Here is a 25,550-nt window from a genome sequence, read left to right as displayed (position 1 = left end):
ATCAGCAGTGACAGTGACGGCGCGGTAACGACAGCCGACCAGTTTCCGGTCAGACGTGAACGTAGGCCGCGAGCGTCTCGGGCAAAAACGGTTTGAGTTCGAGCACGCCCTGCACGGCATAGGGCCGCAGCAGCGCGTTGCGCCAGAAGTCTTGCTGGGGCAGCTCGGTCAGTCCCGCGAGGACGACAAGAATCAGCACCAGCACGACGCCTCGCACGAGGCCGAACATCATGCCGAGCGAGCGGTCCACACCGGACAAGCCGCTCACCTGGACCAGCCGGCCGAGCAGCGCGTTCGCCACGCCGGCCACAAGCACCACGCCGATCACGATCAGCGCGAAGGCGATCAGCCACTGGGTCAGCGCCCCGCCCGGCCAGTTCGCCGGAATGAAGGGCACCACGCGATCCACGTAGCGGCACGCAACGATGAGCGCCGCGATCCAGCCGATCAGCCCGAAAATTTCGCCGATGAGCCCGCGCCACGCCCCGCGCAGCGCGGACAAACCGATCACCGCCATTACAGCGTAGTCGAATGCCGTGAGCATCGGGCGCGTTATTGTGCCGAGCCGTTCGAGCCCGTCATCAGGCCCGCGCCGCGCACCTTCGCGATCGCCTCGGTGGCCGAGGCGCGGTCAGGGAATGGACCCGCGCGCAGCAGCGTGCGCGTCGTGCCGTCGTCTTCCTTGCGTTGCTCGGTATATGCAGGCACGCCTGCGGCTTTCAACTTCGTGACCCATTTATTCGCGGCGGAATCGCTGCTGAACGCGCCCAGCTGCACCGCAAAGCGCGCGCCCGACGGCGCGGCGGGTGCGCCGTCGCCATCCGCTGCTGCCGAGGTGCCCGGCTTGCCGCGCGACGCGACTGCCGTAACCGACGACGGCGCAGCCGGCTTCGCGGTGCTGCGCGGCGCTTGTGCGGCTTCGGTCGACGGATTCGCCTGAGCTTGGGTTTGTGCTTGTGCGTGTGCTTGAACCGCCGGCGCGGACTTGGCCGACGCCGCGGGCTTCGCTTGTGTCGATTGCGCGGTCTGTGCCGGCGCAGCGCCCGACCCCGCAGCCGCGAGACCCGAAGCACCGGGCGTCGCTACGCCCAGCCCGGCCTCAGCCGCCGCGGGATTATCCGGGGCGACGCCGGCCTGGGTGTCTTCGTCGCGGCGCGCCACGGTCCTGGACGCCGGGCGGCTCGGAATATCGATGGAGATGTCGTCGGTGACCGGCTTGGGGTGCGTGTCGAGCACCATCGGCAGGATCACGATGGCGGCCAGCACCAGCGCAATCGCGCCAACCAGGCGCCGGCGCGCGCGCTGTTTTTCCGGCAGGGTGGGATCGAGCAGCATCGCCTCGGCGTCGCCGGAGCGGGCTGGCCGGCGGCTGCGCCGCTCCACGCGCGTGTTCTGACTGCTCCGGCGGCGAGAGCCGGCTTCGGAGTCGCGTCGGCTGGGCGCGTCATCTTTCTTGCCGAACGAGAAAATTCCCATGTATGGCTGCTTTTGGCCTGTGCGTGCCTGTACGTAACGTCTGTGATAGACCGCGCGATCAGTGCTGCTGCGACTTTCGCCAGGCCATGACGCCGGCAACCGTCAAAAAACTTCCGAAAACGAGAATTCTATCATTTTCGGTCGCCCGTTTTAGCGCATCTTGAAACGCCGCGGCGGGCGTTTCGTGGCGCGTGATGCTGCTGTCGGGGCCGTCTTCCACACCGGCCTCGCGCAGCACCGCTTCAAGCTGTTGCGCCGAAGCCGCGCGCGGCAACGGCAAATCGGTCACGCACCAGTGGTCGATCTCGCCCTTCAGGTGCGCGACCACGCCCGCGATGTCCTTGTCGCGCATCGCGCCGAACACCGCGTAGGTGTACGGAAAATACCCCATTCCCGATAAATTTTGCCCAAGGACTGCCGCGGCGTGCGGATTGTGCCCCACGTCGAGGATGATCGACGGCTTGCCCGGCAGCACCTGGAAGCGGCCCGGCAGCTCCACATTGGCGAGCCCGAGGCGGATGTCCTGCGCCGACACCGGCAGCCGGTCGCGCAGCGCTTCGAGCGCGGCAAGCGCGGCCGAGGTATTGATCAGCTGATTCGCACCGCGCAGCGCCGGATAGGCAAGCGCCGAACGGCGCAGCGAACGGCCCGCGTAGTTCCATTGCTGACGCTCGCTGCCTGCCTGGCCTTCATAGCGGAAATCGCGGCCGAAGAGCCACAGATCGGCGCCGATCGCGTGTGCATGGTCAATGAGCGATTGCGGCGGAAACGGGTCCGCGCAGATCGCGGGCGCGCCGGCGCGGAAGATGCCGGCCTTTTCGAAGCCGATCTTCTCGCGCGTGTCGCCGAGGTATTCGGTGTGGTCGAGGTCGATGCTCGTGACGATCGCGCAGTCGGTGTCGAGCACGTTCACGGCATCGAGACGCCCGCCGAGGCCCACTTCGAAGATCACGGCGTCGAGCCCGCGCGAGGCGAACAGATGCATGATCGCGAGCGTCGTGAACTCAAAGTACGTAAGCGAGACCGGTGTGGCGAACGTGTTGCGCGCGGCCTCCACGGCCTCGAAGTGCGACAGCAGGTCGGCGTCGCTGGCCTCAGCGCCGTCGATGCGCGCGCGCTCGTTGAACGACAGCAGATGCGGCGACGTGTGGCAACCGACGTGATAGCCGGCCTTGAGCAGGATGGTTTCGAGAATCGCGCAGGTGGAGCCCTTCCCGTTCGTGCCGCCGACCGTGAACATCGGGCAATCGAACTTCAGGTTCAGCGCGTCCTTGACCTTGCGGATGCGCTCGAGGCCCATGTCGATGCCGACCGGATGCGCAGTTTCGAGATGCGTGAGCCACGCGTCGAGGGTGGGAAAAGTACTCATCGGGACGATTCAGGAAGTTCCATGCGCAGCGGGCGGCCGAACATCGATGGTCGATCTGGCGCGCATGAGCCGCTGCAAAAAAACGGCATTATCGCGGAAATGACAACGCGCCGCTTGCTTTCGCTTGCGGCGCGTCTGACAAGGCGCGGAACCCGCAAGTTCCGCGTGCATGCAATCTATGCGCTCAGGCCACTGCGTCGGCGGGCTGGCGCTGCAGCAGCGCCATCAACTGGGCGAGTTCCTCGCGCATCTTGCGGCGGTCAATGATCATGTCGATCGCGCCCTTCTGCATCAGGAATTCCGCGCGCTGGAAGCCTTCGGGCAGCTTCTCGCGCACCGTCTGCTCGATCACGCGCGGGCCGGCGAAGCCGATCAGCGCCTTCGGTTCCGCGATCACGACGTCGCCGAGGAACGCGAAGCTCGCCGACACGCCGCCCATGGTGGGGTCGGTCAGCACCGAGATGAACGGCAGCTTGGCGTCCGAGAGCTTCGTGAGCATGGCCGTGGTCTTGGCCATCTGCATGAGCGACAGCAAGCTTTCCTGCATGCGCGCGCCGCCCGAGGTCGCGAAGCAGATGAACGGCACTTGCTGCTCGAGCGCGTTTTGAGCGCCGCGCACGAAGCGCTCGCCCGCCACCGAGCCCATCGAGCCGGCCATGAACGCGAACTCGAAGCAGGCGACCACGCACGGCAGTGTGTGAATCGCGCCGCCCATGACGACCATGGCGTCGGTTTCACCGGTGTCGTCCATCGCCTCCTTGAGGCGGTCGGGGTACTTGCGGCTGTCCTTGAACTTCAGCGCGTCGACCGGCACGATTTCCTGGCCGATTTCATAGCGGCCTTCCGGATCGAGCAGACCGTCGAGACGCTCGCGCGCGTTGATGCGCATGTGGTGATCGCACTTCGGGCAGACGTGCAGATTCGCTTCCACGTCGTTGCGGTACAGGACCGCCTCGCACGACGGGCACTTGATCCACAGACCTTCCGGCATGCTCTTGCGGCTTTTCGGATCGGTTTGCTTGATCTTCGGCGGCAGCAGTTTGTCGAGCCAGCTCATTGATGTTCTTTCCTTGATCGTGATGCGCGGGCGCGGACGGTGGCGTGACATCGACCGGGTCTGGATAGACCGGGTTCCGACCCCGACCGCGCATGGCGAAAAAGCGATTTTACAGCAGTCTTATTTTGCGTTGTCCGCAACCGCGTCAAGCGCGGCCCGAATCTCGGCCACGAATTGCGTGAGCGCCGCGGCGGCGGTGTCGGCCGGCGCCTTCTCGAGCAGTTGCACAATGCGGCTGCCGATCACCACGGCATCGGAGACTTGCGCCACGGCAGCGGCGGTTTGCGCGTCGCGAATGCCGAAGCCCACGCCGACCGGCAGCGGCACGCCTGCCTTGATCGCCGGAATCTTGCTCGCGATGCTCGCGACGTCGAGGTGCCCCGCGCCCGTCACGCCCTTGAGCGAGACGTAATAGACATAGCCGCTCGCGGCGCGCCCTACTTCGGCAATGCGCTCGTCGGTGGAGGTGGGCGCGAGCAGGAAGATCGGGTCGATGCCGGCGGCCTTCATCTTCGCGGCGAACTCCACCGATTCCTCGGGCGGATAGTCGACCACCAGCACGCCATCCACGCCGGCTTCCTGCGCGGCGGCGGCGAACGCGTCGGCGCCCATGCGTTCGATCGGGTTCGCATAGCCCATCAGCACGACGGGCGTCTGCTGGTTGGTTTCGCGGAAGCGCTTGACGTCGGCGAGCACGCTTTTGAGCGTCACGCCCTTCGCGAGCGCGCGCTCCGACGACTGCTGGATCACCGGGCCGTCGGCCATCGGGTCCGAAAACGGCACGCCGAGTTCGATCACGTCCGCGCCGCCGGCGGCGAGCGCATGCATGAATTCGACCGTGCGCGCCGGATCGGGGTCGCCGGCGGTCATGAACGGGATCAGGCCTTTCTTGTTGGCGGCGGCAAGCGCCGAGAACGTGGTTTTGATGCGGGACATAGCAGGGTCCTCAGATTCGGTCGTTACCGCGCGGCGCGAGCCATCGGCGGCGGCGGCGCGTCATGCGCCGGCCGCAACAGCCGTGGACACCGCGGCGGACGCACGCGCGGGAGCGGCAATTGCAGCCATGCTCACGCGTTCGTGCGCAATCGCGCAGTAACTTTCGTTAATTTCATAGCCGACGAATTCGCGCTGGTGACGCGCGCAGGCGACTGCCGTGGTGCCGCTGCCCATGAACGGGTCCAGCACGCGGCCGCCCGGCGGGCAGCTCGCGAGCACCATGCGCTCGACGATCTCAAGGGGCTTCTGGGTGGGATGATCCACGCGCTCGGCGTGCTGACGGTGCAGCCGCGAAACGGACCAGACGTCCTTGGGGTTGTAGCCGAGCTCCAGCCACTTGCTCCCTTCGAATAACTTGCGCGAACGCGCCTTCTTCGTGACGGCATCGTACGGGATGCGGACGGGATCGAGATCGAAGTAATAATCCTTCGAAACCGCGAAGAAACCGATGTTGTCGTGCACCGAGGTAAAGCGGCGGGTCGTGCCGCCCATGCTGGGTACGCGACGATCCCAGACGATCTCGTTAATCATCGTCATTTTCGACTTCAGATAAACGAAGATCTCGGGTGCGTACTGCCAGGTGCAAAACACATAGAGCGAACCGCTGGCTTTGAGCTTCGGAATCGCCAGATCGAGCCACCCATAGGTCCAGGCGAGAAAATCCTCGCCCGAGCGCATGTCGGAGTCGTTGCCGTAGTCCTTGCCGAGCCCATAGGGCGGGTCGGCGACGATCAGATCGATCGAGGCGTCGGGCAGGTTCGCTGCATCGGTCAGAAAATCGCGGTTCAGGAGCCGGATGCTGTCGGGCACTGTGGACGCGGTGGTTGGCGCTTCGGCGGCTGTCACGGAGGCAGCCGTTTCGGCGCCGGCCTCGCCCGCAGGCGCCGGCATTTGCGGCTCGTCGAACTCGTCACGCATCGCTTGTGTCGCTCCGGGCGCTCAGAACTGGATGCCCGATCGCTCGGCGACCGTGTGCATGTCCTTGTCGCCGCGACCCGACAGGTTCACCAGCAGAACCTTGTCCTTGGGCAGCGTCGGCGCGAGCTTCGCCGCGTACGCGAGCGCGTGGCTCGATTCGAGCGCGGGAATGATGCCCTCGATGCGGCAGCAGTCGTGGAACGCCTTGAGCGCTTCTTCGTCGTCGATGGTCACGTACTGCGCGCGGCCGCTGTCCTTGAGCCACGCGTGCTCGGGACCGACGCCCGGATAGTCGAGGCCCGCCGACACCGAATGCGTCTCGATAATCTGGCCGTTCTCGTCCTGCAGCAGATAGGTGCGGTTGCCGTGCAGCACGCCCGGCGTGCCGGCCGCGAGCGAAGCCGCGTGGCGGCCCGTCTCCATGCCGTCGCCGGCCGGCTCGACGCCGATCAACTGCACCGAACTATCCTCGATATACGGGTAAAAGATGCCCATCGCGTTCGATCCGCCGCCCACGCACGCAATCACGGCGTCCGGTTGGCGACCCGTCATTTCAGGCATCTGCACACGGCATTCGTCGCCGATCACGCGCTGGAAGTCGCGCACCATCATCGGGTACGGGTGCGGGCCCGCGACCGTGCCGATGATGTAGAAGGTGTTTTCGACGTTGGTGACCCAGTCGCGCATGGCTTCGTTGAGCGCGTCCTTGAGCGTGCGCGAGCCCGATTCCACCGGCACCACGGTCGCGCCCAGCAGCTTCATGCGATAGACGTTGGCGGCCTGGCGGCGCACGTCTTCCGCGCCCATGTAGACCACGCACTCCATGCCGAAGCGCGCCGCGATGGTGGCCGTGGCCACGCCGTGCTGGCCCGCGCCGGTTTCCGCGATCACGCGCGGCTTACCCATGCGCTTGGCGAGCAGCGCCTGGCCGATCACGTTGTTCACCTTGTGCGCGCCGGTGTGGTTCAGGTCTTCGCGCTTGAGATAAATCTGCGCGCCGCCGAGCATCTCGCTCCAGCGCTGCGCGTGATAAATCGGCGACGGACGGCCGACAAAATGCTTCAACTCGCGCTCATATTCGGCGACGAAGTCGGGATCGTCCTTGAATTTTGCGTAGGCGTCGCGCAGTTCGTCGATCGCCTGCATCAGGGTTTCGGCAGCGAACACGCCGCCATAGGGGCCGAAATGGCCACGTTCATCGGGCAAATTGTACATAAGTCACTCGCTGAGGCCAGGCGCGCCCTGCGTTGCGCAGGTGCTGGCTGGCCAAAGAAATTATCCCGCGTCCGCTTCGCGCACTGCGCGCACGAACGCCGCCATGCGGGCGTGATCCTTCACGCCCTTCGCGCCCGGAACCTCGATGCCACTGGAGACATCGACGGCGAACGGACGCACCTGGCGAATCGCATCACTGACGTTTTGCGCGTTCAAGCCACCACTTAAAACGGCCCGACGCGCGAGCCCTGCGGGGATAAGTGACCAATCGAAGACCTTCCCGCCGCCGCCGTAACCTTCGACATGGGTGTCGAACAGCAGGCCGCTGGCTGATGAATAACGATTTGCCGATTCTATCAAATCGGCCTCGCGAGTATCGGCCGCCACCCTCAATGCGCGCAACCAGGGCAAACCGGCAACCGAGGCCAGCGACTCGCATTGGTCGGGCGTTTCGTCGCCGTGGAACTGCAGCAGCGTGAGCGAGACGTTGCTCGCGACCTCGCCGACCCATTGCGGCGTGGCGTTCACGAACAGCCCCACCACCGAGACGAACGGCGGAATGTCGTGAGTGAGCTCGACCGCCTGGGCCACGCTCACCGAGCGCGCGCTCGGCGGATAGAACACGAGCCCGATGGCGTCGGCGCCCAGGTCGATGGCGTGCGCGACCGCCTCGGGCGTCGAAAGCCCGCACAGCTTGATGCGCGTGCGATGCGTGGCGGCGATGGCGGGTTGTTCTGCTGACGTCATGACTCGAGGCTCGATGGCGGGTTTGGGTGTTTCACGCGTTGGTGCGTCACTTGCTGCTTCACGTCTTGGCGGAGTCGGCCCAAACCGTGCTCCACGGCACGCTGGCCGTATGCGCGGCGGGTACGGCGAACGCCTCAGGATAGCCTACTTGCGCGAGATACAGGCCATCGGGCATGAAGGTCGGCGCGGCCTTCGCGCGATCGAGCCCGGCCAGCACCTCGGCCATCCACGCGGCCGGATAACGGCCGCGCCCCACCGCCACGAGGCAGCCCATCAGGTTGCGCACCATGTGGTGCAGGAACGCGTTCGCGCGAAAACGAAAGTGGATGAAATCGCCCAGCGGCCGGATATCGATCTGATGCAGGTGCTTCACGGGCGTCTTCGACTGGCACTCCGACGAGCGGAACGCCGAGAAATCGTGTTCGCCGATCAGGCAGGCGGCCGCTTCGCGCATCGCATCCACGTCGAGCGGCGTGTGGATCCAGCCGGCCCGCCCCGCCAGCATGGGCGAGCGCACCGGATTCACGTAGAGCGCGTAGTAATACGTGCGCTCGAACGCCGAAAAGCGCGCGTGGAACGCCTCGGGCATCGGCTGCGCCCATTGCACGGCCACTGTCGACGGCAGGAACGCGTTGGTGCCGCGCACCCACGAGAACGGCGTGCGGTCGAGATCGGTGTCGAAGTGCACGACCTGGCCGAGGCCGTGCACGCCCGTATCGGTGCGGCCCGCGACCACGGTCGGCAGCGGCACGGTTGCGAACTCGCGCAGCGCGCGCTCGAGCGCGTCCTGCACCGTCTTGCCGTGCGGTTGCGATTGCCAGCCGCAGTAGGCGGCCCCGTCGTACTGGATTCCTAGCGCGATACGCATATGGCGGACAGCGTCAGGAGAGCGGCGAGAGCGTCGACAGCAGCGCCTGCGCGTCGGCGCGCGTGGCGTGGTCGTTCGACTCGATCACTTCGTTGATCAGCGCGCGTGCACCTGACAGATCGCCGAGCGCGATGTATTCGTGCGCGAGGTCGAGCTTGTTGCGTGCGATGCGCGAGAGTTGCTCTGGCGTGAAGACCGGCAGCGGCTCGGCAGAGTCGGCCGGCAGATTCAGGTCGAAATCGAGTGTGAGCGCACCGAAGCGCGGCGCGCCCAGCCCCGCGATCGAGCCCGCGCCCGTAATGCCCGCCTCGATAGCCTCGCCGGCCGGCGGCACGGGCGGCTGGGCGAACGGCAGCGCCTGGCGCGCGGTCGTCTCGGGGGTGGCGACCGGCTCCGTCGAGAGCGGGACGCCGGGCATGGGCTCGGGCGTTTCGACGCGCGGCGGCAGCGGCATATCGAGGCCGCCCAGGGCGTCGAGAGCGGACTTCGGAAACTCTTGCGGGACTTCCACGTGTGGCATTGCTACTTCTGCTTTTTGTTCTGGTGGGACAGCGGGGATTGCGTACTCGCCCGGCACCGCGGGTTCGGGCAGGGGCGGCGCGACAGGTTCGGCTGGCGCTGCCGGGGCTTGGGCCTCAACGGCGGGCGCCGGGGATTCGGGATGCGATTCGGGATGCGGCTCGGAATACTGCTCGGAATGCGCGACCGGCACCGTCGGTTCGATCGGAAGCGGCTCGATTTGGCTTGCCTCGTGCGCAGCGGCGCTCGTCTCGTCGATGTCGGCTTCGGCGTGATGCAGCGCTTCGGGCTGGCGCGCCGGCTCTACCGTTTCGCCCAGCGAGGGCAACCCCGCCAGCTCTTCGAACGGCGGTGCCTCATTGCCGGGTTCGGCTTCCACGGCGTGGTCGGGTGCTGCGTCGCGGGGCGACTGTTCAGCCGGCGCCTCGGCTTTCGCCTCCACGGCAGCGGCGGCAGCGGCAACCGCGCCGGTTGCCAGCGGGACAACAGGCTCTGCGGGCTGTGCCGGCGCATCGTTACGCTCGGCCGGGCGCGTAGCGGCGGGCGGCTCAACCGCGCTTTCGTTGGCCTCCGGTGCAGACTTGCCGCGTTTGCGCATAAGCACGCGCACGACCAGCGCGACGAATGCCAGCATGAGCGCGGCCACGCCGCCAAGCGTGACCGGCGAGATCCCGGGCTGCGCGCCGCTCGCGCCTGGCGCCGCGCCATCGGCAGCGGCATTAACCTGCGCACCGGCCGGTACGCCGGCCACCTGCGCGGGCTTGCCGATGCCGTGCTGCTGCAAGGCCATCAGCACACGATTCTTGAGAGCAAGCAGTTGCTGCAGGCTCGACACCGTAGGTGTCGACGCCGCCGAACCCGGCATAGCGGACACCTCCGACGCCGCTGCGGAGGGCGGCGCCGCCTGGACTGGCCCGCTCCACGAATGGGGGTCGCTGGCTGGCGCGGGCGCTGCGCCTGTGCCAGCTTCGGCGGAAGCAGCGGACACCGGTTGCGCACTTGCAGCGCTCGCGCTGGCCTCCGGAGCCGATGCGCCAGCCGCGCTGCTCGCGCCACTCGTTGCCGGCGCACCGGCATTCGCGCCCGCGCTTGCGCCTGTAGCGGCAGCAGCCTTAGCCGAAGCCCCCGCCTCGGCCACCGAACTCGCACCAGCAACAACCGCAGCCGAAGCGCCGGGCGCACTCGCAGCAACGGCAGCCGCAAGCGCCGAAGCCCCGGCTGCGGCGCTCGCCATATCGGGCGTCCCCGGCACATTCAGCACGGCGCCCACCTTGAGGCGGCTCGGGTCGCGCTTCATGAACGCCGCGGGGTTCGCGTCGAACAGCGCCTGGCTCGCGCGCGCGATCACCGTTTTGTCGTGTGACTGCGTGACGTCCACAGCCACATCGTGCAGCGACTGCCCTGGGCGGATGGTGTACTGGCCGACCACGGGCAACGCTGCAGCAGCGGCGGACGCACCCGAAGCAGCCGATGCGGCAACGGCAGCCACTGCGCCGCTTTGCGCATGAGCCATACCGGAAGCACCGGCCATGGCGACCAGCAGCGCCGCGGACACCGCAACGGCGGTCCGCCGCATTTTCATGGCTGGATTAACTGAATCGGCTGAATGGGGAACGGCTTCAAGTCGAACGATCATCAGATGCCCTGGCACACCGCTCGCGCGGCAGTCGATGAAACGGGGTTTGGAGTGGGTGAACCGGCCAGTTGTGCCCGGCGCATGGAAGCCCGGCGCACGGAAACCGCCCGGAAATAAAAAAGCGCCGCGACTGGCGCGGCGCTTTTATCACCCTGTCTACGCGTCATTAGGCGCGTAGTTTAATTCATTCACTTGTCGAGCAGAATGCGCAGCATCCGGCGCAGCGGCTCGGCGGCGCCCCACAGGAGCTGGTCGCCGACCGTGAAGGCGGACAGATACTCGCCGCCCATCGCGAGCTTGCGCAGACGGCCGACCGGCACCGAGAGCGTGCCCGTGACGACTGCCGGCGACAGATCGCGCATCGAAGCTTCGCGCTGGTTCGGCACGACCTTGACCCAATCGTTGGCCGAAGCGAGGATGCCATCGATCTCGTCGAGCGGCACGTCCTTCTTGAGCTTGATGGTGAGCGCCTGCGAGTGGCAGCGCATCGCGCCGATGCGCACGCACAGACCGTCGACCGGGATCGAGCCCGGCTCGCCCATGGCCGGCTTGCCGAGGATCTTGTTGGTTTCGGCGCCGCCCTTCCACTCTTCCTTCGACATGCCGTTGCCGAGGTCCTTGTCGATCCAAGGGATCAGCGAGCCCGCGAGCGGCACGCCGAAGTTGGCCGTGGGCATGGCGTCGCTGTTCATGGTGGCGAGCACCTTGCGGTCGATGTCGAGAATCGCCGACGACGGGTTCGCGAGATCGCTAGCAACGGCGGCGTTGAGCGCGCCCATCTGCGAGAGCAGCTCGCGCATGTTCTGCGCACCCGCGCCCGAAGCGGCCTGGTAGGTCATGGCCGTCATCCAGTCGACGAGGTTTTCGCGGAACAGGCCGCCCAGCGCCATCAGCATCAGGCTGACCGTGCAGTTGCCGCCGATGAAGTCCTTCTGGCCCTTGACGAGCGCGTCCTTGATGACGTCGAGGTTAACCGGGTCGAGCACGATGACCGCGTCGTCCTTCATGCGCAGCGACGAGGCCGCGTCGATCCAGTAGCCCTTCCAGCCCGCCGCGCGCAGCTTCGGGTACACCTCGTTGGTGTAGTCGCCGCCCTGGCAGGTAATGATGATGTCGCACTTCTTGAGCTCATCGACGCTGTTCGCGTCCTTGAGCTTCGTCTCGTTTTTGGCGAACGACGGCGCTGCGCCACCTGCGTTGCTGGTGCTGAAAAACACCGGTTCGATCAGGTCGAAATCGCGTTCTTCCTGCATGCGCTGCATCAGCACGCTGCCGACCATGCCGCGCCAACCTACGAGACCTACGTTCATGATTAACCCTTGAAATGGACAACTTCCCCGCTTCGCTCGCCCGGCGTGGCCGCGCGGGGAAGATTGAGCGGGCACGACGAGCGATCAACGAATGGTGATCGTTTTGGTAATAATCGTTTTCGTGGTGTTTTGCGTGTCGATGGCGAGCGAAATCACACGGGGCGTGCCGTGGATTTTCGAAACAAAAGTGATCTGGGGGATCGTCGCCATCGAAGCAATATACACGAAAACCGCAATTTCGCGCGGGGCTACCCGCGTTTTCCACTATATTCGACGCGCCTTATCGGCGCCGCCGTTTTATACCCGCACCTTCAATCCGCGCAACGAAAAAAGGGCACGCCTGAATCAACCGAGGCATGCCTTTTCGCGATGGCTTTACAGCGCCGCGACCACCGCGTCGCCCATCGCCGCCGTGCCGACTTGCTTGCAGTCCGGCGTGACGATGTCGGCGGTGCGATAGCCCTGCTCGAGCACCTTCTTCACCGCGCTCTCGATGCGGTCCGCCTGTTCGGCGCGGCCCAGCGAATAGCGCAGCATCATCGCGGCCGACAGAATGGTTGCAAGCGGATTGGCAATGCCCTTGCCCGCGATATCCGGTGCCGAGCCGTGCGAGGGCTCGTACAGGCCCTTGTTGTTCTTGTCGAGCGAGGCCGAGGGCAGCATGCCGATCGAGCCCGTGAGCATCGCCGCTTCGTCCGAAAGGATGTCGCCGAACATGTTGCCGGTGACCACCACGTCGAACGCCTTGGGCGCCTTCACGAGCTGCATCGCCGCGTTGTCGACGTACATGTGCGAGAGCTCGACGTCCGGGTACTCCTTCGAGACTTCGATCATGACGTCCTTCCAGAGCTGCGACGTTTCAAGCACGTTGGCCTTGTCCACCGAGGTCAGCCGCTTCTGGCGCTTTTGCGCGGCCTGGAAGGCCACGTGCGCGATGCGGCGCACTTCGGGCTCCGAATAACGCATCGTGTCGAAGCCTTCGCGCGCGCCCTTGAAGTTGCCGTCGGGCGCCTCGCGCGTACCGCGCGGCGAGCCAAAGTAGATGTCGCCGTTCAGTTCGCGCACGATCAGGATGTCGAGGCCCGAAACGATTTCCGGCTTGAGCGACGAAGCGCCCGTCAACTGCGGATAGCAGATCGCCGGACGGAAGTTCGCGAACAGTTCCAGATGCTTGCGCAGGCCCAGAATGGCCTGCTCCGGACGCAGCGCGCGCTCGAGCTTGTCGTACTTCCAGTCGCCCACGGCGCCAAACAGGATCGCGTCGGCGGCCTTCGCCAGCGCGAGCGTGGCTTCGGGCAGCGGATGGCCGCTCGCCTCGTAGCCCGCGCCGCCAACGGGCGCTTCTTCGAGCTCGAACTTCTCGCCCAGTGCGTTGAGCACCTTGACGGCTTCCTTGACGATCTCGGGACCAATGCCGTCGCCCGGCAACACTGCAATCTTCATCCTGTGATTCCTCGTTGTAGGTCGTTCTGCGTTGATCAGATGACGCGGTTCTTCAGCCACGGCTGGCGCACGAGGCGCTCGGCTTCGAACTGGCGGATCTTGTCGGCGTGGCGCAGCGTAAGAGCGATGTCGTCGAAGCCGTTCAGCAGGCAGTAGCGGCGGAACGCGGCCACTTCGAACGGATATTCCTTCGCGCCGTCCACCGTGCGCACGACCTGCTTGTCCAGATCGACGGTGAGCTGAAAGCCGTTGAACGCATTCGTTTCGTTGAACAGATGATCGACGTCCGACTCGGAGAGCACGATCGGCAGCAGGCCGTTCTTGAAGCAGTTGTTATAGAAAATGTCGGCGAAGCTCGGCGCGATGATCGCGCGGAAGCCGTACTGGTCGAGCGCCCACGGAGCGTGCTCGCGCGAGCTGCCGCAGCCGAAGTTCTTGCGCGTGAGCAGAATGGATGCGCCCTGGTAGCGCGGCTGGTTCAGCACGAAGTCCGGGTTGAGCGGGCGCTTCGAGTTGTCCTGGCCCGGCTCGCCGTGGTCGAGGTAACGCCATTCGTCGAAAGCGTTCGGGCCGAAGCCGGTGCGCTTGATCGACTTGAGGAACTGCTTCGGGATGATCGCGTCGGTGTCCACGTTCTCGCGATCGAGCGGCGCCACAACGCCGGTGTGTACGATGAATTTTTCCATGATCCGTGATCCTGATGGATGCTGATCTCGCCAGGCGCTTTCAGGACGAAACCGAAAGCGCCGGCAGCAAGCCAGATGGATTAGAGCTTGCGCTGCACTGCGTGCGACGCGCCGCTGATGTCTTCGCCCACGCCGGCCACGGTGTTGCAGCCGGCCAGCGCGAGGAGCCACCCCGCCATGGCGAATAGCGCCACACGACGCGCGAGTGCAGGTGTCTTCATTGCTCTTTTCCTTGTTCCTGGTTCAGTGCTCAAGCCAGCTTGCGAATGTCGACGAAATGCCCTTCGATTGCCGCTGCGGCGGCCATGGCCGGGCTCACGAGGTGCGTGCGTCCGCCCGCGCCCTGGCGGCCTTCGAAGTTGCGGTTCGAGGTGGACGCGCAACGCTCGCCCGGCTCCAGCCGGTCGGCGTTCATCGCGAGGCACATCGAGCAGCCAGGCTCGCGCCATTCGAAGCCGGCTTCCGTGAACACCTTGTCGAGGCCTTCGCGCTCGGCCTGCGCCTTCACGAGGCCCGAGCCCGGCACGACCATCGCGAGACGAATGTTCGACGCCACGCGGCGGCCGAGCTTCTTCACCACGTAAGCGGCCGAGCGCAGGTCTTCGATGCGCGCATTGGTGCACGAGCCGATGAAGATCTTGTCCGGCTTGATCGATTCGATCGGCATGTTCGGCTCGAGCGCCATGTACTGCAGCGCGCGTTCCATCGCGTCGCGCTTGACCGGGTCCTTTTCGCGCTCGGGGTCGGGCACGCGGCCGTCGATCGAGGTGACCATTTCCGGCGACGTGCCCCAGGTGACCTGCGGCACGATGTCGGCGGCGGAAAGTTCGACCACGCGGTCGAACTGCGCGTCGTCGTCGCTGCGGAAGGTCTTCCAGTACTCGACGGCCTGGTCCCACTCCACGCCCTGCGGCGAGAACGGACGGCCCTTCAGGTATTCCACCGTGGTGTCGTCCACGGCGACCATGCCCGCGCGCGCGCCGGCTTCGATCGCCATGTTGCACACGGTCATGCGGCCTTCCATGGAGAGGCCGCGGATCATCGAGCCGCCGAACTCCATGGCGTAGCCCGTGCCGCCCGCCGTGCCGATCTTGCCGATGATGGCGAGCACGATGTCCTTCGCGGTGCAGCCGCGCGGCAGTTGGCCCTCGACCTTCACGAGCAGGTTCTTGCTCTTCTTCTGGAGCAAGGTTTGCGTAGCGAGCACGTGCTCGACTTCCGAGGTGCCGATGCCGTGCGCGAGCGCGCCGAATGCGCCGTGCGTGGAGGTGTGCGAGTCGCCGCAAACGATGGTCATGCCCGGCAGCGTCGCGCCCTGCTCGGGACCGACGATGTGAACGATGCCCTGGCGCTGGTCGTTCATCTTGAACTGCGTGATGCCGAAGGCGTCGCAGTTCGCGTCGAGCGTGTCGACCTGGAGCTTCGAGACCGGGTCGGCGATGCCGTGGCTGCGGTCCGTGGTGGGCACGTTATGGTCCGAAACGGCCAGGTTCGCGCTGATGCGCCACACCGGGCGCTCATGCAGCTTCAGGCCTTCGAATGCCTGCGGACTGGTGACTTCGTGCAGCAGTTGACGGTCGATGTAGAGGAGCGTCGTGCCGTCGTCTTCCGTGTGGACCACATGGGAGTCCCACAACTTGTCGTAGAGCGTCTTTGCCATGATATGCGGGGATTGAATGACTGCGAGTGACCGCGGGGAATGTTGCGATGTGAATCAGCGCTGTGAGCCGATTATGCCACGCGAAACGCGCCACCCGCATCGCTCCTGATGAAAAAAAGCGATAAAAAACAGTGAGTTGGGTGGTAGTGGCGATACCTGTATCGATGTTACCCGGCGAGTGGCGCCCGCCATTCGCGCCTGCGCCGTTGTGCAAGCGCGCCGGGAAACCCTTGTTTTTCCGGTCATTTTTCCTGCGGGCCGTGCGCCCCGCCGCCCCGTTGCGGGCACGTGGATTGCATGACGCGCGTCGCCGCACGGACGACGGGAATATGGTTCCATCACACTGAATGAACGGACGCCGCGCGCCTGGATCAACCACGGAGGCCCAATGCCTGTCACACCCCGCACGCCCCGAAGGAAGTCCTCTTGCGTCCCGAAGCATGCGTCGCTCGCCGCCGCAGCCTGTCTGCTCGCGGCCTTCGCGCCGCACGTCATGGCGCAAACGCCTTCACCGCTCGGGGAATGGCAGTACTCCGCCGGCATCCCGCTGGAAAAACTGTTCGAGCCCGACCGGCCGCCTCTGGAAGCGCGCCTCGGCATCGGCGCGACCTTCCAGCCGCGCTATGACGGCTCGGAGCGCTATCACATGCTCGCCGGGCCGAGCATCGACATCCGCTACAAGGACATCCTGTTCGGCTCGACTGGCGAAGGCTTCGGCGTGAATGTCCTGCAAGGCCAGAACTGGCGCATGAGCGTGGCCGCCGTTTACGATCTCGGGCGGCGCGGCCACGACGACCCCGAGCACCTGAACGGCCTCGGCAACATCAACCCGGCCCCCGAGATGAAGCTGGCCGCGGAATATGTGGTGTCGAAGGAATTTCCGCTGGTATTTCGCGCGGCGTTCACGCGCAGCTTCGGCGGCTCGAATGGCTGGACCGCCGACCTGGGCGCCTATATGCCGCTGCCGGGCAGCAACGAGCAGTTCTACTGGTTCGCGGGCCCGTCGGTCACGTTCGCCGACTCGAACTACATGCAGAGTTGGTTCGGTGTCACCCCGCAACAGGCTGCCGCGTCCGGCTACCGGCAGTACGGCGCGAGCGCGGGCCTGAAGTCGGCGGGTTTCGGCATCACGATGGTGTATTTCGTGAACAAGCACTGGTTCGTGAGCGCCGATGGCGCCCTGCGGCGCCTGCTCGGCAGCGCCGCCAGCAGCCCGATCATCCAGACCAAAACCGATGGGGTCTGCGATATTTCGATCAACTATCAGTTTTGAACCACGGCCCGCCCCGTCACCCTTCCTTATTGATCCGATTGCCACCGCGAGACCACAGGCAATGCCGGCTCTGATTTAGCAGCGCCTGATTCGAGGATAAGCCGGACGCGCACCATAAGCCCCTCCGCTGGACCTGCGTCAAAGATCGCGTGACGCTCGCGCCCTCATTCACGCCTCATTCTTCGTCGTTACGCTGACGTTTGGGCCGAGGCCCAAACGCGCCCCATGCACTACGGCATCACAAAATCACTCAATCACGACAAGGACCACCTCATGCTCCCGCCGCTTTTCACCGCCAGCTTCCTCGGACAGCCTGCCTGGCTCTGGGCCGCGTTCCTCGCGGTGGTGATCGTGCTGCTGGTACTCGATCTGGGCGTGCTGCATCGCGACGACCGCGAGATCGGCATCCGTGAAAGCCTGTGGCTCTCGCTCGGCTACATCGCGGTGGGCGTGCTGTTCGGCGGCTTCATCTGGTGGCAGCTCGGCGCAGCGCCGGCCACCGAATACCTCACCGGCTACCTCATCGAAAAGTCGCTCTCGCTCGACAACGTGTTCGTGATCGCCTCGATCTTCGGCGCGCTCGCGGTGCCGCGCGTTTATCAGCATCGAGTGCTGTTCTGGGGCATCGTAGGCGTGCTGGTGCTGCGCGCGATCATGGTCGGGCTCGGCGCGGCGCTGGTCGCGCAGTTCGAGTGGATGCTGTTCGTGTTCGGCCTCTTTCTCGCCGTGACTGGCGTGAAGATGCTGCTCGGCTCGAAGGAAGAGGCAACCGGGAAGGCCGGCATGGAAACTCACGGCAAAGCGGACGTGGAAGACAGCAAGATCCTGCGTCTGATCCGCCGCGTGCTGCCCGTCACGCCCCAACTCGAGGGCGGCGCGTTCATCGTGCGGCGCGCGCATCCGGTCACCGGCAAGCTCAAGCGCTTCGCGACGCCGCTGCTGGTCGCGCTGCTAATGGTCGAATTCGCCGATCTGATCTTCGCCGTCGATTCGATCCCGGCGATCTTCTCGATCACCACCGATCCGTTCATCGTCTACACGAGCAACATCTTCGCGGTGCTCGGCCTGCGCGCGCTGTTCTTCGCGCTCGCGGCCATGGCGCACCGCTTCTACTACCTCAAGCATGCGCTCGCGCTCGTGCTGGTGTTCATCGGCGCGAAGATCTTTCTGGTGGGCATCATCGGCAAGATTCCGGCGCCGCTGAGCCTCGGCGTGACGGCCGCGCTGCTCGCGGGCGGCGTGATCGTGTCGCTCATCAAGACCCGGCCGCACGGCCACGAGAGCGGCAGCCTGGAAGCGCGCCAAGCGGTTCGCAAGAGCTGAGCGCGCGCTCCTCATTCTTCGCTCATTTTTCTCTGCGAGGATGAATTCCATCGCAGCCGCGCCGGACCGCAGCAGCGGGCTGCGCCGGCTTCGACTGTCAATCTTTTTGGAGCGCATCATGAAATGCCCGAACTGCCCTGACACCACGCTCGCGATCTCGGAACGTCAAGGCATCGAACTCGACTACTGTCCGCAATGCCGCGGCGTCTGGCTCGATCGCGGCAAGCTCGACAAGCTGATCGACCGCGCGCCGGCATCCCGCGCCGTCTCGCCGCAGTACCTCGACGACGGCTACAGCGCGCCGCAAGGCTCGCATCAAAGCGAACATCGCAGCCGACGCTCCGACGATCACGGGCAGCGCCGCGCGCACGAACGTCAAGGCGGCCATGGACGCCGCCGCAAATCCTGGTTCGGCGATCTGTTCGACTGAACGGCCGCGCCCCGATATTGCAGCTTCTCTTCAAGGACACCCGACAATGCGCACCTACACCAGTAACAGCCCGCAGGCCGCGGGCCGGATCGTCGCCATCGCCCTGCTCGCCGATGGCCATCTCAGCGCCGACGAACTCGCCGCCGTGCACCGTGCACGCATTGCGGACCGCCTCGGCCTCGCGCCCGGCGAGTTCGGCACGATCCTGCAAGACCTTTGCGAAGATTTGCTCACGAACGCGCACCTGAACTGGAGCGATGCCTGCAAGCTCGACTCCGGCGTGATGCAGCAAGTCATGTGCGAACTCGAAGATCCGGCGCTGCGCGCCGAGGTGCTGAGCCTGTGCCTCGTCGCGGTCCACGCGGACCGCCATCTCGCGCAGAACGAAGCCGAGTGGGTCGGCGCTCTCGCGACCGCGTGGCGCGCGCAGCCGTGGCAGCGGTTGCTGGCTTCATGAGCGCCTAATCGCCGCGATAGCGCCGCGATAGCGCCGCCCGCGCTTCACCTTCTTAGCCTCCCGCTTTCGGCGTGCGCCACGGCGCCTCCCCCGCTCAGCATGCCGTTCGGCGAGCATCGCGCTCGCCGTTTTTTCTTTTTGCGGCGGGCCTTCCCGTCACGGCTCGCGCGCAAGCGAGCGCGTCAAACGTCGCACATCAAACGCACACGGCCCAGCCCAGGCCCCGCACATTGCGAATAACCGCGTGGCCGAACTTGCGCCTCACGCTGTAGATCACGGCGTCGACGGCATTGCTCTCCACCTCCTCGCCCCAGCCATAAAGCCGCTCTTCCAGCTGCTGGCGCGACAGAATCGCGCCGGGCCGCTCCAGTAGCGCGAGCATGAGCGCGTACTCGCGCGCCGAAAGATCGTCGGTCTGACCGTCGAAGGCGAGACGGCGTGCATTCATGTCGAGCGTCACGCGCGCGCTGCCCATCGTCGACGAGGCGAAGCCCGACTTGCGCCGCACCACCGCGCGAATGCGCGCGAGCAGCTCCTTGCTCTCAAACGGCTTGACGAGGTAGTCGTCGGCGCCCAGATCGAGGCCCTCGACACGCGTATCCACGTCGTCGCGCGCCGTGATGATGATGACCGGCGTGGCGTCGTTGGCCTCGCGCAGGCCGCGCAGCACGTCAAGGCCGCTCATGTCGCCAAGCCCCAGGTCGAGCAGGACGGTCGTGTACGAGCCGTCGCGGATGGCCGCGCGGCCGCTCTCGCCGGTGCGCACCCAGTCGACGCTATATGAGGCGTCCTTCAACGCCCGCAGCAGCGCCGGCCCGATCTGCAGATCGTCTTCGATCAGGAGAATCCGCATTGCTCAGCTTTCCTTACTATCGAGTTGCACTACCGGGTGTGCGTCATTTCGCGCCAGCGGCAGTTCGATGCGAGCGACGATGCCGGTCTGCCCGTCGCTGCGATTTTCCAGCGTCACGCGAGCGCCGTAGCGCTGCGCCAGCGCCTGCGCGATCGCGAGCCCAAGGCCGCTGCCTTCGGCATCGTTGCCGCGCGCGCGAAAGAAGCGGTCGAACACATGCGGCAGGTCTTCCACGGCGATGCCGGGGCCATCGTCGGTGACTTCGATCGTGACCGTTTGCGCTTCGCGGCGCACCGTCACGTCGACGCGCCCGCCCTCGCGCCCGTAACGAACCGCGTTGTCGACCAGATTGCGCACCAGCATGCGCATGTCGGCCTCGGTGGCGCGCACGCTCGCGTCGTCCAGACGCTCGACGCCCAGATCCACGCCGCGCGCATCGGCGAGCGGCAGCAGGTCGGCCAGCACGTCGGTCACGAGCTGCGGCAGCGCGATGTCGGCGACCGCGCGCTGCGAGCCGCCGATCTCGGCGCGCGCGAGGCCAAGCAATTGCGACACGAGCGAGCCCGTGCGCGCCACGCCGCGCCGCAGCTCTTCGAAGCGTTCGTCGTACTGATCGGCCGGCGCGTCGCGCAGGTTGTCGATCTGCAACTGCATCGCCGAAATAGGGGAACGCAGCTCGTGCGCTGCATCGGCGATGAACTTGCGCTCGGCGTTCACGAGCACCGAAAGGCGTTCGATCATGCGGTTGATCGACTCGACAAAGGGCCGCAACTCCATAGGCGCCTTCTGCGCGTCGAGCGGCTTGAGCTCGTGCAGATCGACCTTCGCCGCGCGCCGCCCGACGCGCTCCAGCGGCCGCAGCGAAAGCCGCACCGTCACCGCGATCGTCAAGGCGAGCAGCGGCAGCAGCGCGAGCACCGGCAGCAGGCTCCAGAACGCCACGCGCAGCGCGTTGCGGTTGCGCATGCTGCGCGACTCCGCGACCTGGATCTGCTCGTCGCCGGTGGCGAGCGCAAAGACGTCCCAGGCCTCGCCGTCGTATTGAAGCGAAGAGTAGCCCTTCGGCGCGCGCGGCAGCGCGATGTCGGGGTCGCTGGTGCGGCTTGGTGCTGCGGTGTCGCCGGCGGACCATATCTGCACGACGAGGTCGTCGGAGGGGCGGCGCACGCCGTCGGGTTGAGCGCTGCCCGGCTTGCCACCCTGCTCGCCGTCACGGTGCGGCACGCCGGTTTGCACGTGCGCGGCGGCGTCACGCAGGCTCGTGCTGAATTCGCTCGCAAGGCTGCGCACCACGAGGAACGTGCCGAGCGAACCCAGCAGGCCAACGAGCATCGCCAGCGTGCCGATGGCGATGCTCAGGCGGCGGTGCAGGGAGTTCGCGGCGAAAAACATGGAGCGGCTCGGGAATTTGGGCGCGCTCCATCATAAAGGATTCGAACGACGGCGCGAGCCGGTCTAGCGCCGGTGGCCGCCCCCCATGCCGCCCGCGCCGCTCCATACGGTGCCCGTGGACCCGCCGCTCACGCCCCCATGAAAGCCGCCGCCGTGAAAGCCCCCATGAAAACCGCCGCGCACGCCCGTCATCCGCATGCCGGGATCATGCACGTGGACATGATCCATGTGATGGAAATGATGGAACCGGTCGACGAACACAACCGATGCCCCCACGAAAAACGGCGGCCACACGCCGTACCAGGGCGCACCGTAATAGTCGACCGTATCCGGATAGACCAGCGTGTCGTAGTCGCCCTGCACGATCCGCCAGCTACCATCGGGCTGGCGGCACGCAAGGCCGCTGACCTGCTGCGGCGTGCCGTCGATATCGGCCGTGCCGGTAACCGCGCGGCAGACCGGCATGTCGGCTACCCGCATGTCGGCTACCGGCTGTGACGCCACTGGCGTCGTGCAGCCCGCCAGCACGCCGCACAGCAGGCCCGTGAAGGAAAGATTGCGCATGATGCCGCCCCTCGCGATGGACCGGCCCCGGCGCGCGGTGCGCGCCGGGGCCGTGTAGACCCCATCGATACGCCTCGCACGAAGCGCGTGGCATTGGCGCTCGCGCACACGTGTTATCTGCAAAACGAAGCGTATGGCACGGCTATTCCTGGCGCGGCGCCCAGGCATTGCGCGCCCTGATTACAAGCTGTTTCCGGCGTGCTCCATCACCCGTTCAGGCCGTGCAAAGCCGCGCGAATGCGGCAATATCCGCGTTCACGCGCGCAGCCTGGTTCAGGTACATGCCGTGCGTGCCGCCCTCGTAGACCTTGAGCGAGCCGCGCGCGAGCAGCGCGGCAGTGGGCCTGCCGGTCAGTTCGAGCGGCGCAGATGCATCGCTGTCGCCGTGCAGCACGAGCGCGGGCACGTCGATGCGAGCGAGCTCGCGGCGAAAGTCCGTCGACGTCTGAATCCGGTTCAACTGCACCGCCGCATGGAGCGAGGCGCGCAGCATCATGTCGGCGGTCCACTGAATCGCGGCGCGCGAGGTGCCGGGCGCAAAATACTCCAGCGCGCGCCGCTCGATCCAGTCGGGAAACGACGTCAGAATCTCGTCGAGCGCGGCCGCGAACAGGCTTGCGTCGAGGCCGTTGGGGTTGTCGTCGGTCTTGAGCAGATAAGGCGTCGAGGCCGGCGAAAGCAGCACAATGCCCGCCACGCGCCGCGCGCCGTGGCGGCTCAAATAGCGCACGATTTCGCCGCTTGCGAACGAGTGCCCCACGAGCGTCACGCCCGAGAGATCGAGCGCGTCGAGCACGGCCTCCAGATCGTCGGCGAGCGTGTCGTAGTCGTAACCGCGCCCCGGATCGTTCGAGCGCCCGTGCCCGCGACGGTCGTACGCCACGCAGCGAAAACCTTCTTGCACGAGTGGCACGCTCTGGTACGGCCACATGTCGGCGTTGAGCGTCCAGCCCGACAGGAACACAAGCGGCGTGCCGGTGCCCCAGTCGCGATAATGCAGCGCAGTATGGTCGTTCACGCGGATGAAGCCGGGCTGGGTCGCAAGACGCGCATCGTGATTCATGGTGGTCGCTCCTTTCGTTCATGGGATGGCTGCTCAGCGGATGATCCAATAGTCGGCGAACGCGTGAGCGCAGACGATTACCCCGCAGGTAATGAAGCGCAGGCGAAGCACCGGCAGGCCCCGCGCACAGGAATTGCGCCGGTGCCAGATTCTTTTTCATAATTGCAACGAGTAGCAACGCGCTCGTCGCGCAATCAAGGAGACGATCATGAGCAGCACCTCTGAACGCCCGGCCTTCGGCGCCGCCATCTACTACCGCGATCCGTTCGCCGCGCTCGACTGGCTCGAAAAGGCATTCGGCTTTACGCGCCAGTTCGTCGTGACCTCGCCGGACGGCAAGCTCTGTCATTCGGAGATGCGCTTCGAAGACGGCTACGTGATGATCTGCGGCGAGTGGCCCGGCATGCCCGCCTCGAGCCCCGCCTCGCTCGAGGGCAAGAACACGCAGTCGGTGCACGTGCAGCTGAAGAGCGGGCTCGACGCGCACTGCGAACGCGCGCGCACGGCCGGCGCGAAAGTCGTGCGCGAGCCCGAAGACCAGTTCTATGGCGACCGCGTCTACATAGCGTGCGACCCGGAGGGTCATGTGTGGAGCTTCGGCCAGACCGTGCGCGACGTCTCGCGTGAAGAGGCCGAAAAGGCGAGCGGGCTGAAAATCGACGGGTGGATTTGAAGCGTGAACCGCAAAGAGAAACGCCCCGACCAGGCAAACCCGGTCGGGGCGTTTTCGTATCGCTCAGCTTCGCCTCACACAGCGCGCCTGAACCCGCGCACCGCGTGAAGAACCGAATGACTTAGCGTTGCGCGATCGGCTTCGCGTCGCGCGCCGTATCGCCGATGAAGAGCTGACGCGGACGGCCGATCTTCTGCTCGGGGTCGGCGATCATTTCGTTCCACTGCGCAATCCAGCCCACCGTGCGCGCCATCGCGAAGATGCAGGTGAACATCGACGTGGGGATACCCAGTGCGCGCTGCACGATGCCCGAGTAGAAGTCGACATTCGGGTACAGCTTGCGCGACACGAAGTATTCGTCTTCCAGCGCGATCTTTTCGAGCGCCATCGCGAGCTTGAACAGCGGATCGTCGTGCAGGCCGAGCTCGTTGAGCACTTCGTGGCACGTTTCGCGCATGAGCTTCGCGCGCGGATCGTAGTTCTTGTAGACGCGGTGGCCGAAGCCCATCAGCTTCACGCCCGAATTCTTGTCCTTCACCTGCTTGATGAACTCGGGGATGTTGTCAACCGTGCCGATCTCTTCGAGCATATTCAGCGCGGCTTCGTTCGCGCCGCCGTGCGCCGGGCCCCACAGACACGCGATACCGGCCGCGATACACGCGAACGGGTTCGCGCCCGACGAACCCGACAGACGCACCGTCGAGGTCGAAGCGTTCTGCTCGTGGTCGGCGTGCAGGATCAGGATGCGGTCGAGCGCGCGCACGAGCACGTCGTTGATCTTGTACTCTTCGCACGGGTTCGAGAACATCATGTGCATGAAGTTCGCGCTGTACGAAAGCTCGTTGCGCGGGTACACGAACGGCTGGCCGATCGAGTACTTGTACGCCATGGCAACCAGCGTCGGCAGCTTGGCGATCATGCGGATAGCCGAGATGTCGCGGTGACGCGGGTTATTGATGTCGAGCGAGTCGTGGTAGAACGCCGAAAGCGCGCCCACCGCGGCGACCAGAATCGCCATCGGGTGTGCGTCGCGGCGGAAGCCACGGAAGAAGAAGTGCATCTGCTCGTGCACCATCGTGTGCTGCGTGACGGTCTTCACGAACTCGGTCTTCTGCGTGAGATTCGGCAGCTCGCCCTTCAGGAGCAAGTAGCAGGTCTCGAGGAAGTCGGCGTTCTGCGCGAGGTTGTCGATCGGGTAGCCGCGATAGAGCAGCTCGCCCTTGTCGCCGTCGATGTACGTGATGGCCGAGTTACACGCCGCCGTCGACATGAAGCCCGGGTCATACGTAAACTTGCCGGTCTGACCGTACAGTTTGCGGATGTCGATCACGTCCGGGCCCATCGAGCCCTTGTAGATCGGCAGTTCGACGCTCGGCGAATTATCGCTGAACGATAGCGTGGCTTTTACATCAGACGGGGTCATAGCACATCCTCAATCGAAGATAAACACGGGATTCGATAGTGTCGTCCGGCGCGGCGTTCGCTGGCACAACTGCGAACGCCGCAGCATCTCAAACGTTGCGAAGCAGCTCCAGCACCCGCTTCACGTCCGGGTCGGCAAGGTCGCCTTCTGGTTCCTTGCGTGCAAGCAGCAAGTCCATCAGGTCGTTATCGCTCAGCTC

At 65.6% G+C, this 25,550-nt stretch carries 25 protein-coding genes and 1 pseudogene; 5 read left to right on the top strand and 21 right to left on the bottom strand.

What is annotated here, in order from left to right; translation table 11 throughout:
- Positions 1–49: 49 nt before the first annotated feature.
- The 15 genes from HV773_RS07425 to leuC form a co-directional block, all read right to left on the bottom strand.
- The gene (locus HV773_RS07425; protein WP_035531311.1) at positions 50–544 is read right to left on the bottom strand and encodes a CvpA family protein; all 495 of its coding nucleotides are present in this window, start codon (positions 542–544) and stop codon (positions 50–52) included.
- An 8-nt stretch (positions 545–552) separates the two neighbouring features.
- Positions 553–1,476 carry an SPOR domain-containing protein gene (locus tag HV773_RS07420; RefSeq protein ID WP_175194436.1) on the bottom strand — a complete coding sequence of 308 codons (924 nt, stop codon included), beginning with the start codon at positions 1,474–1,476 and terminating at the stop codon, positions 553–555.
- 58 nt (positions 1,477–1,534) lie between these two features.
- Entirely contained in the window at positions 1,535–2,845 is a 1,311-nt protein-coding gene (folC, locus tag HV773_RS07415; protein WP_175194434.1) for a bifunctional tetrahydrofolate synthase/dihydrofolate synthase, read from the bottom strand.
- Positions 2,846–3,029: 184 nt separating this feature from the next.
- Positions 3,030–3,902 (bottom strand): acetyl-CoA carboxylase, carboxyltransferase subunit beta, encoded by an 873-nt coding sequence (accD, locus tag HV773_RS07410; protein WP_175194432.1) that lies wholly within the window; start codon positions 3,900–3,902, stop codon positions 3,030–3,032.
- Between the two features lie 120 nt (positions 3,903–4,022).
- Positions 4,023–4,838, bottom strand: a complete 816-nt coding sequence (gene trpA / locus HV773_RS07405) for a tryptophan synthase subunit alpha (RefSeq protein WP_175194430.1) — start codon at positions 4,836–4,838, stop codon at positions 4,023–4,025.
- A 60-nt stretch (positions 4,839–4,898) separates the two neighbouring features.
- On the bottom strand, positions 4,899–5,816 hold the full coding sequence (locus HV773_RS07400) for a DNA-methyltransferase (RefSeq protein WP_175194428.1): 918 nt from the start codon (positions 5,814–5,816) through the stop codon (positions 4,899–4,901).
- A gap of 21 nt (positions 5,817–5,837) precedes the next feature.
- Positions 5,838–7,031 (bottom strand): tryptophan synthase subunit beta, encoded by a 1,194-nt coding sequence (gene trpB, locus HV773_RS07395; protein WP_175194426.1) that lies wholly within the window; start codon positions 7,029–7,031, stop codon positions 5,838–5,840.
- 60 nt (positions 7,032–7,091) lie between these two features.
- The gene (locus tag HV773_RS07390; protein ID WP_175194423.1) at positions 7,092–7,778 is read right to left on the bottom strand and encodes a phosphoribosylanthranilate isomerase; all 687 of its coding nucleotides are present in this window, start codon (positions 7,776–7,778) and stop codon (positions 7,092–7,094) included.
- A 58-nt stretch (positions 7,779–7,836) separates the two neighbouring features.
- Entirely contained in the window at positions 7,837–8,646 is an 810-nt protein-coding gene (truA, locus tag HV773_RS07385; RefSeq protein WP_175194421.1) for a tRNA pseudouridine(38-40) synthase TruA, read from the bottom strand.
- Positions 8,647–8,659: 13 nt separating this feature from the next.
- Entirely contained in the window at positions 8,660–10,741 is a 2,082-nt protein-coding gene (locus tag HV773_RS07380) for a FimV/HubP family polar landmark protein (protein ID WP_246282226.1), read from the bottom strand.
- A gap of 248 nt (positions 10,742–10,989) precedes the next feature.
- Positions 10,990–12,111 carry an aspartate-semialdehyde dehydrogenase gene (gene asd / locus HV773_RS07375; protein ID WP_175194417.1) on the bottom strand — a complete coding sequence of 374 codons (1,122 nt, stop codon included), beginning with the start codon at positions 12,109–12,111 and terminating at the stop codon, positions 10,990–10,992.
- A 375-nt stretch (positions 12,112–12,486) separates the two neighbouring features.
- Positions 12,487–13,554 (bottom strand): 3-isopropylmalate dehydrogenase, encoded by a 1,068-nt coding sequence (gene leuB, locus HV773_RS07370; RefSeq protein WP_175194415.1) that lies wholly within the window; start codon positions 13,552–13,554, stop codon positions 12,487–12,489.
- Between the two features lie 35 nt (positions 13,555–13,589).
- Positions 13,590–14,240: a 3-isopropylmalate dehydratase small subunit gene (gene leuD, locus HV773_RS07365; protein ID WP_175194413.1), complete on the bottom strand. Its 651-nt coding sequence runs from the start codon at positions 14,238–14,240 to the stop codon at positions 13,590–13,592.
- An 80-nt stretch (positions 14,241–14,320) separates the two neighbouring features.
- Positions 14,321–14,461: a hypothetical protein gene (locus HV773_RS07360; protein WP_175194412.1), complete on the bottom strand. Its 141-nt coding sequence runs from the start codon at positions 14,459–14,461 to the stop codon at positions 14,321–14,323.
- A 29-nt stretch (positions 14,462–14,490) separates the two neighbouring features.
- Positions 14,491–15,900: a 3-isopropylmalate dehydratase large subunit gene (gene leuC / locus HV773_RS07355; protein WP_175194409.1), complete on the bottom strand. Its 1,410-nt coding sequence runs from the start codon at positions 15,898–15,900 to the stop codon at positions 14,491–14,493.
- Between the two features lie 388 nt (positions 15,901–16,288).
- On the opposite strand from leuC, the gene HV773_RS07350 reads away from it, so the two are divergent.
- The 4 genes from HV773_RS07350 (at position 16,289) to HV773_RS07335 (ending at position 19,383) form a co-directional block, all read left to right on the top strand.
- Positions 16,289–17,173: a MipA/OmpV family protein gene (locus tag HV773_RS07350; RefSeq protein WP_175194407.1), complete on the top strand. Its 885-nt coding sequence runs from the start codon at positions 16,289–16,291 to the stop codon at positions 17,171–17,173.
- A gap of 273 nt (positions 17,174–17,446) precedes the next feature.
- The gene (locus HV773_RS07345) at positions 17,447–18,496 is read left to right on the top strand and encodes a TerC family protein (protein ID WP_175194405.1); all 1,050 of its coding nucleotides are present in this window, start codon (positions 17,447–17,449) and stop codon (positions 18,494–18,496) included.
- Between the two features lie 118 nt (positions 18,497–18,614).
- The gene (locus tag HV773_RS07340) at positions 18,615–18,926 is read left to right on the top strand and encodes a TFIIB-type zinc ribbon-containing protein (protein WP_175194403.1); all 312 of its coding nucleotides are present in this window, start codon (positions 18,615–18,617) and stop codon (positions 18,924–18,926) included.
- A 46-nt stretch (positions 18,927–18,972) separates the two neighbouring features.
- Positions 18,973–19,383 carry a tellurite resistance TerB family protein gene (locus HV773_RS07335; RefSeq protein ID WP_175194401.1) on the top strand — a complete coding sequence of 137 codons (411 nt, stop codon included), beginning with the start codon at positions 18,973–18,975 and terminating at the stop codon, positions 19,381–19,383.
- A 196-nt stretch (positions 19,384–19,579) separates the two neighbouring features.
- On the opposite strand, the gene HV773_RS07330 is transcribed toward HV773_RS07335, so the two are convergent.
- The 4 genes from HV773_RS07330 to HV773_RS07315 all read right to left on the bottom strand — a co-directional run bounded on the left by HV773_RS07330 (position 19,580) and on the right by HV773_RS07315 (position 23,255).
- Positions 19,580–20,236 (bottom strand): response regulator transcription factor, encoded by a 657-nt coding sequence (locus tag HV773_RS07330; RefSeq protein WP_175194399.1) that lies wholly within the window; start codon positions 20,234–20,236, stop codon positions 19,580–19,582.
- Positions 20,237–20,239: 3 nt separating this feature from the next.
- Positions 20,240–21,628, bottom strand: a complete 1,389-nt coding sequence (locus HV773_RS07325; protein ID WP_175194397.1) for a sensor histidine kinase — start codon at positions 21,626–21,628, stop codon at positions 20,240–20,242.
- 63 nt (positions 21,629–21,691) lie between these two features.
- Positions 21,692–22,192, bottom strand: a complete 501-nt coding sequence (locus HV773_RS07320) for a hypothetical protein (RefSeq protein WP_175194395.1) — start codon at positions 22,190–22,192, stop codon at positions 21,692–21,694.
- Positions 22,193–22,406: 214 nt separating this feature from the next.
- Entirely contained in the window at positions 22,407–23,255 is an 849-nt protein-coding gene (locus HV773_RS07315) for an alpha/beta fold hydrolase (protein WP_175194393.1), read from the bottom strand.
- Between the two features lie 208 nt (positions 23,256–23,463).
- On the opposite strand from HV773_RS07315, the gene HV773_RS07310 reads away from it, so the two are divergent.
- On the top strand, positions 23,464–23,928 hold the full coding sequence (locus HV773_RS07310) for a VOC family protein (RefSeq protein WP_175194390.1): 465 nt from the start codon (positions 23,464–23,466) through the stop codon (positions 23,926–23,928).
- A gap of 121 nt (positions 23,929–24,049) precedes the next feature.
- Here HV773_RS07310 and gltA read toward each other — a convergent pair whose 3' ends face one another.
- Together gltA and HV773_RS37495 are read right to left on the bottom strand one after the other, a co-directional pair.
- Positions 24,050–25,351 (bottom strand): citrate synthase, encoded by a 1,302-nt coding sequence (gene gltA / locus HV773_RS07305; RefSeq protein ID WP_175194388.1) that lies wholly within the window; start codon positions 25,349–25,351, stop codon positions 24,050–24,052.
- A gap of 88 nt (positions 25,352–25,439) precedes the next feature.
- Positions 25,440–25,550 (bottom strand): annotated as a pseudogene (locus HV773_RS37495) (succinate dehydrogenase assembly factor 2); the annotation flags it as partial.

The organism is Paraburkholderia caffeinitolerans, from assembly GCF_902859945.1.
GTDB classification, from domain to species: Bacteria; Pseudomonadota; Gammaproteobacteria; order Burkholderiales; family Burkholderiaceae; genus Paraburkholderia; species Paraburkholderia caffeinitolerans.
Note: the sequence above shows the minus strand (reverse complement) of the source record. Positions and strands in the feature narration are given on the sequence as shown.

Bases quoted from the DNA above. Each gene is read 5' to 3' on its own strand.
- accD (WP_175194432.1), bottom strand. From the start codon at position 3,902: ATGAGCTGGCTCGACAAACTGCTGCCGCCGAAGATCAAGCAAACCGAT.
- HV773_RS07325 (WP_175194397.1), bottom strand. From the start codon at position 21,628: ATGTTTTTCGCCGCGAACTCCCTGCACCGCCGCCTGAGCATCGCCATC.
- asd (WP_175194417.1), bottom strand. From the start codon at position 12,111: ATGAACGTAGGTCTCGTAGGTTGGCGCGGCATGGTCGGCAGCGTGCTG.
- truA (WP_175194421.1), bottom strand. From the start codon at position 8,646: ATGCGTATCGCGCTAGGAATCCAGTACGACGGGGCCGCCTACTGCGGC.
- HV773_RS07420 (WP_175194436.1), bottom strand. From the start codon at position 1,476: ATGGGAATTTTCTCGTTCGGCAAGAAAGATGACGCGCCCAGCCGACGC.
- HV773_RS07340 (WP_175194403.1), top strand. From the start codon at position 18,615: ATGAAATGCCCGAACTGCCCTGACACCACGCTCGCGATCTCGGAACGT.
- leuD (WP_175194413.1), bottom strand. From the start codon at position 14,240: ATGGAAAAATTCATCGTACACACCGGCGTTGTGGCGCCGCTCGATCGC.
- HV773_RS07335 (WP_175194401.1), top strand. From the start codon at position 18,973: ATGCGCACCTACACCAGTAACAGCCCGCAGGCCGCGGGCCGGATCGTC.
- HV773_RS07320 (WP_175194395.1), bottom strand. From the start codon at position 22,192: ATGCGCAATCTTTCCTTCACGGGCCTGCTGTGCGGCGTGCTGGCGGGC.
- HV773_RS07380 (WP_246282226.1), bottom strand. From the start codon at position 10,741: ATGCGGCGGACCGCCGTTGCGGTGTCCGCGGCGCTGCTGGTCGCCATG.
- leuB (WP_175194415.1), bottom strand. From the start codon at position 13,554: ATGAAGATTGCAGTGTTGCCGGGCGACGGCATTGGTCCCGAGATCGTC.
- HV773_RS07315 (WP_175194393.1), bottom strand. From the start codon at position 23,255: ATGAATCACGATGCGCGTCTTGCGACCCAGCCCGGCTTCATCCGCGTG.
- HV773_RS07360 (WP_175194412.1), bottom strand. From the start codon at position 14,461: ATGAAGACACCTGCACTCGCGCGTCGTGTGGCGCTATTCGCCATGGCG.
- HV773_RS07310 (WP_175194390.1), top strand. From the start codon at position 23,464: ATGAGCAGCACCTCTGAACGCCCGGCCTTCGGCGCCGCCATCTACTAC.
- trpB (WP_175194426.1), bottom strand. From the start codon at position 7,031: ATGTACAATTTGCCCGATGAACGTGGCCATTTCGGCCCCTATGGCGGC.
- HV773_RS07425 (WP_035531311.1), bottom strand. From the start codon at position 544: ATGCTCACGGCATTCGACTACGCTGTAATGGCGGTGATCGGTTTGTCC.
- gltA (WP_175194388.1), bottom strand. From the start codon at position 25,351: ATGACCCCGTCTGATGTAAAAGCCACGCTATCGTTCAGCGATAATTCG.
- HV773_RS07400 (WP_175194428.1), bottom strand. From the start codon at position 5,816: ATGCGTGACGAGTTCGACGAGCCGCAAATGCCGGCGCCTGCGGGCGAG.
- folC (WP_175194434.1), bottom strand. From the start codon at position 2,845: ATGAGTACTTTTCCCACCCTCGACGCGTGGCTCACGCATCTCGAAACT.
- HV773_RS07350 (WP_175194407.1), top strand. From the start codon at position 16,289: ATGCCTGTCACACCCCGCACGCCCCGAAGGAAGTCCTCTTGCGTCCCG.
- leuC (WP_175194409.1), bottom strand. From the start codon at position 15,900: ATGGCAAAGACGCTCTACGACAAGTTGTGGGACTCCCATGTGGTCCAC.
- trpA (WP_175194430.1), bottom strand. From the start codon at position 4,838: ATGTCCCGCATCAAAACCACGTTCTCGGCGCTTGCCGCCGCCAACAAG.
- HV773_RS07345 (WP_175194405.1), top strand. From the start codon at position 17,447: ATGCTCCCGCCGCTTTTCACCGCCAGCTTCCTCGGACAGCCTGCCTGG.
- HV773_RS07390 (WP_175194423.1), bottom strand. From the start codon at position 7,778: ATGACGTCAGCAGAACAACCCGCCATCGCCGCCACGCATCGCACGCGC.
- HV773_RS07330 (WP_175194399.1), bottom strand. From the start codon at position 20,236: ATGCGGATTCTCCTGATCGAAGACGATCTGCAGATCGGGCCGGCGCTG.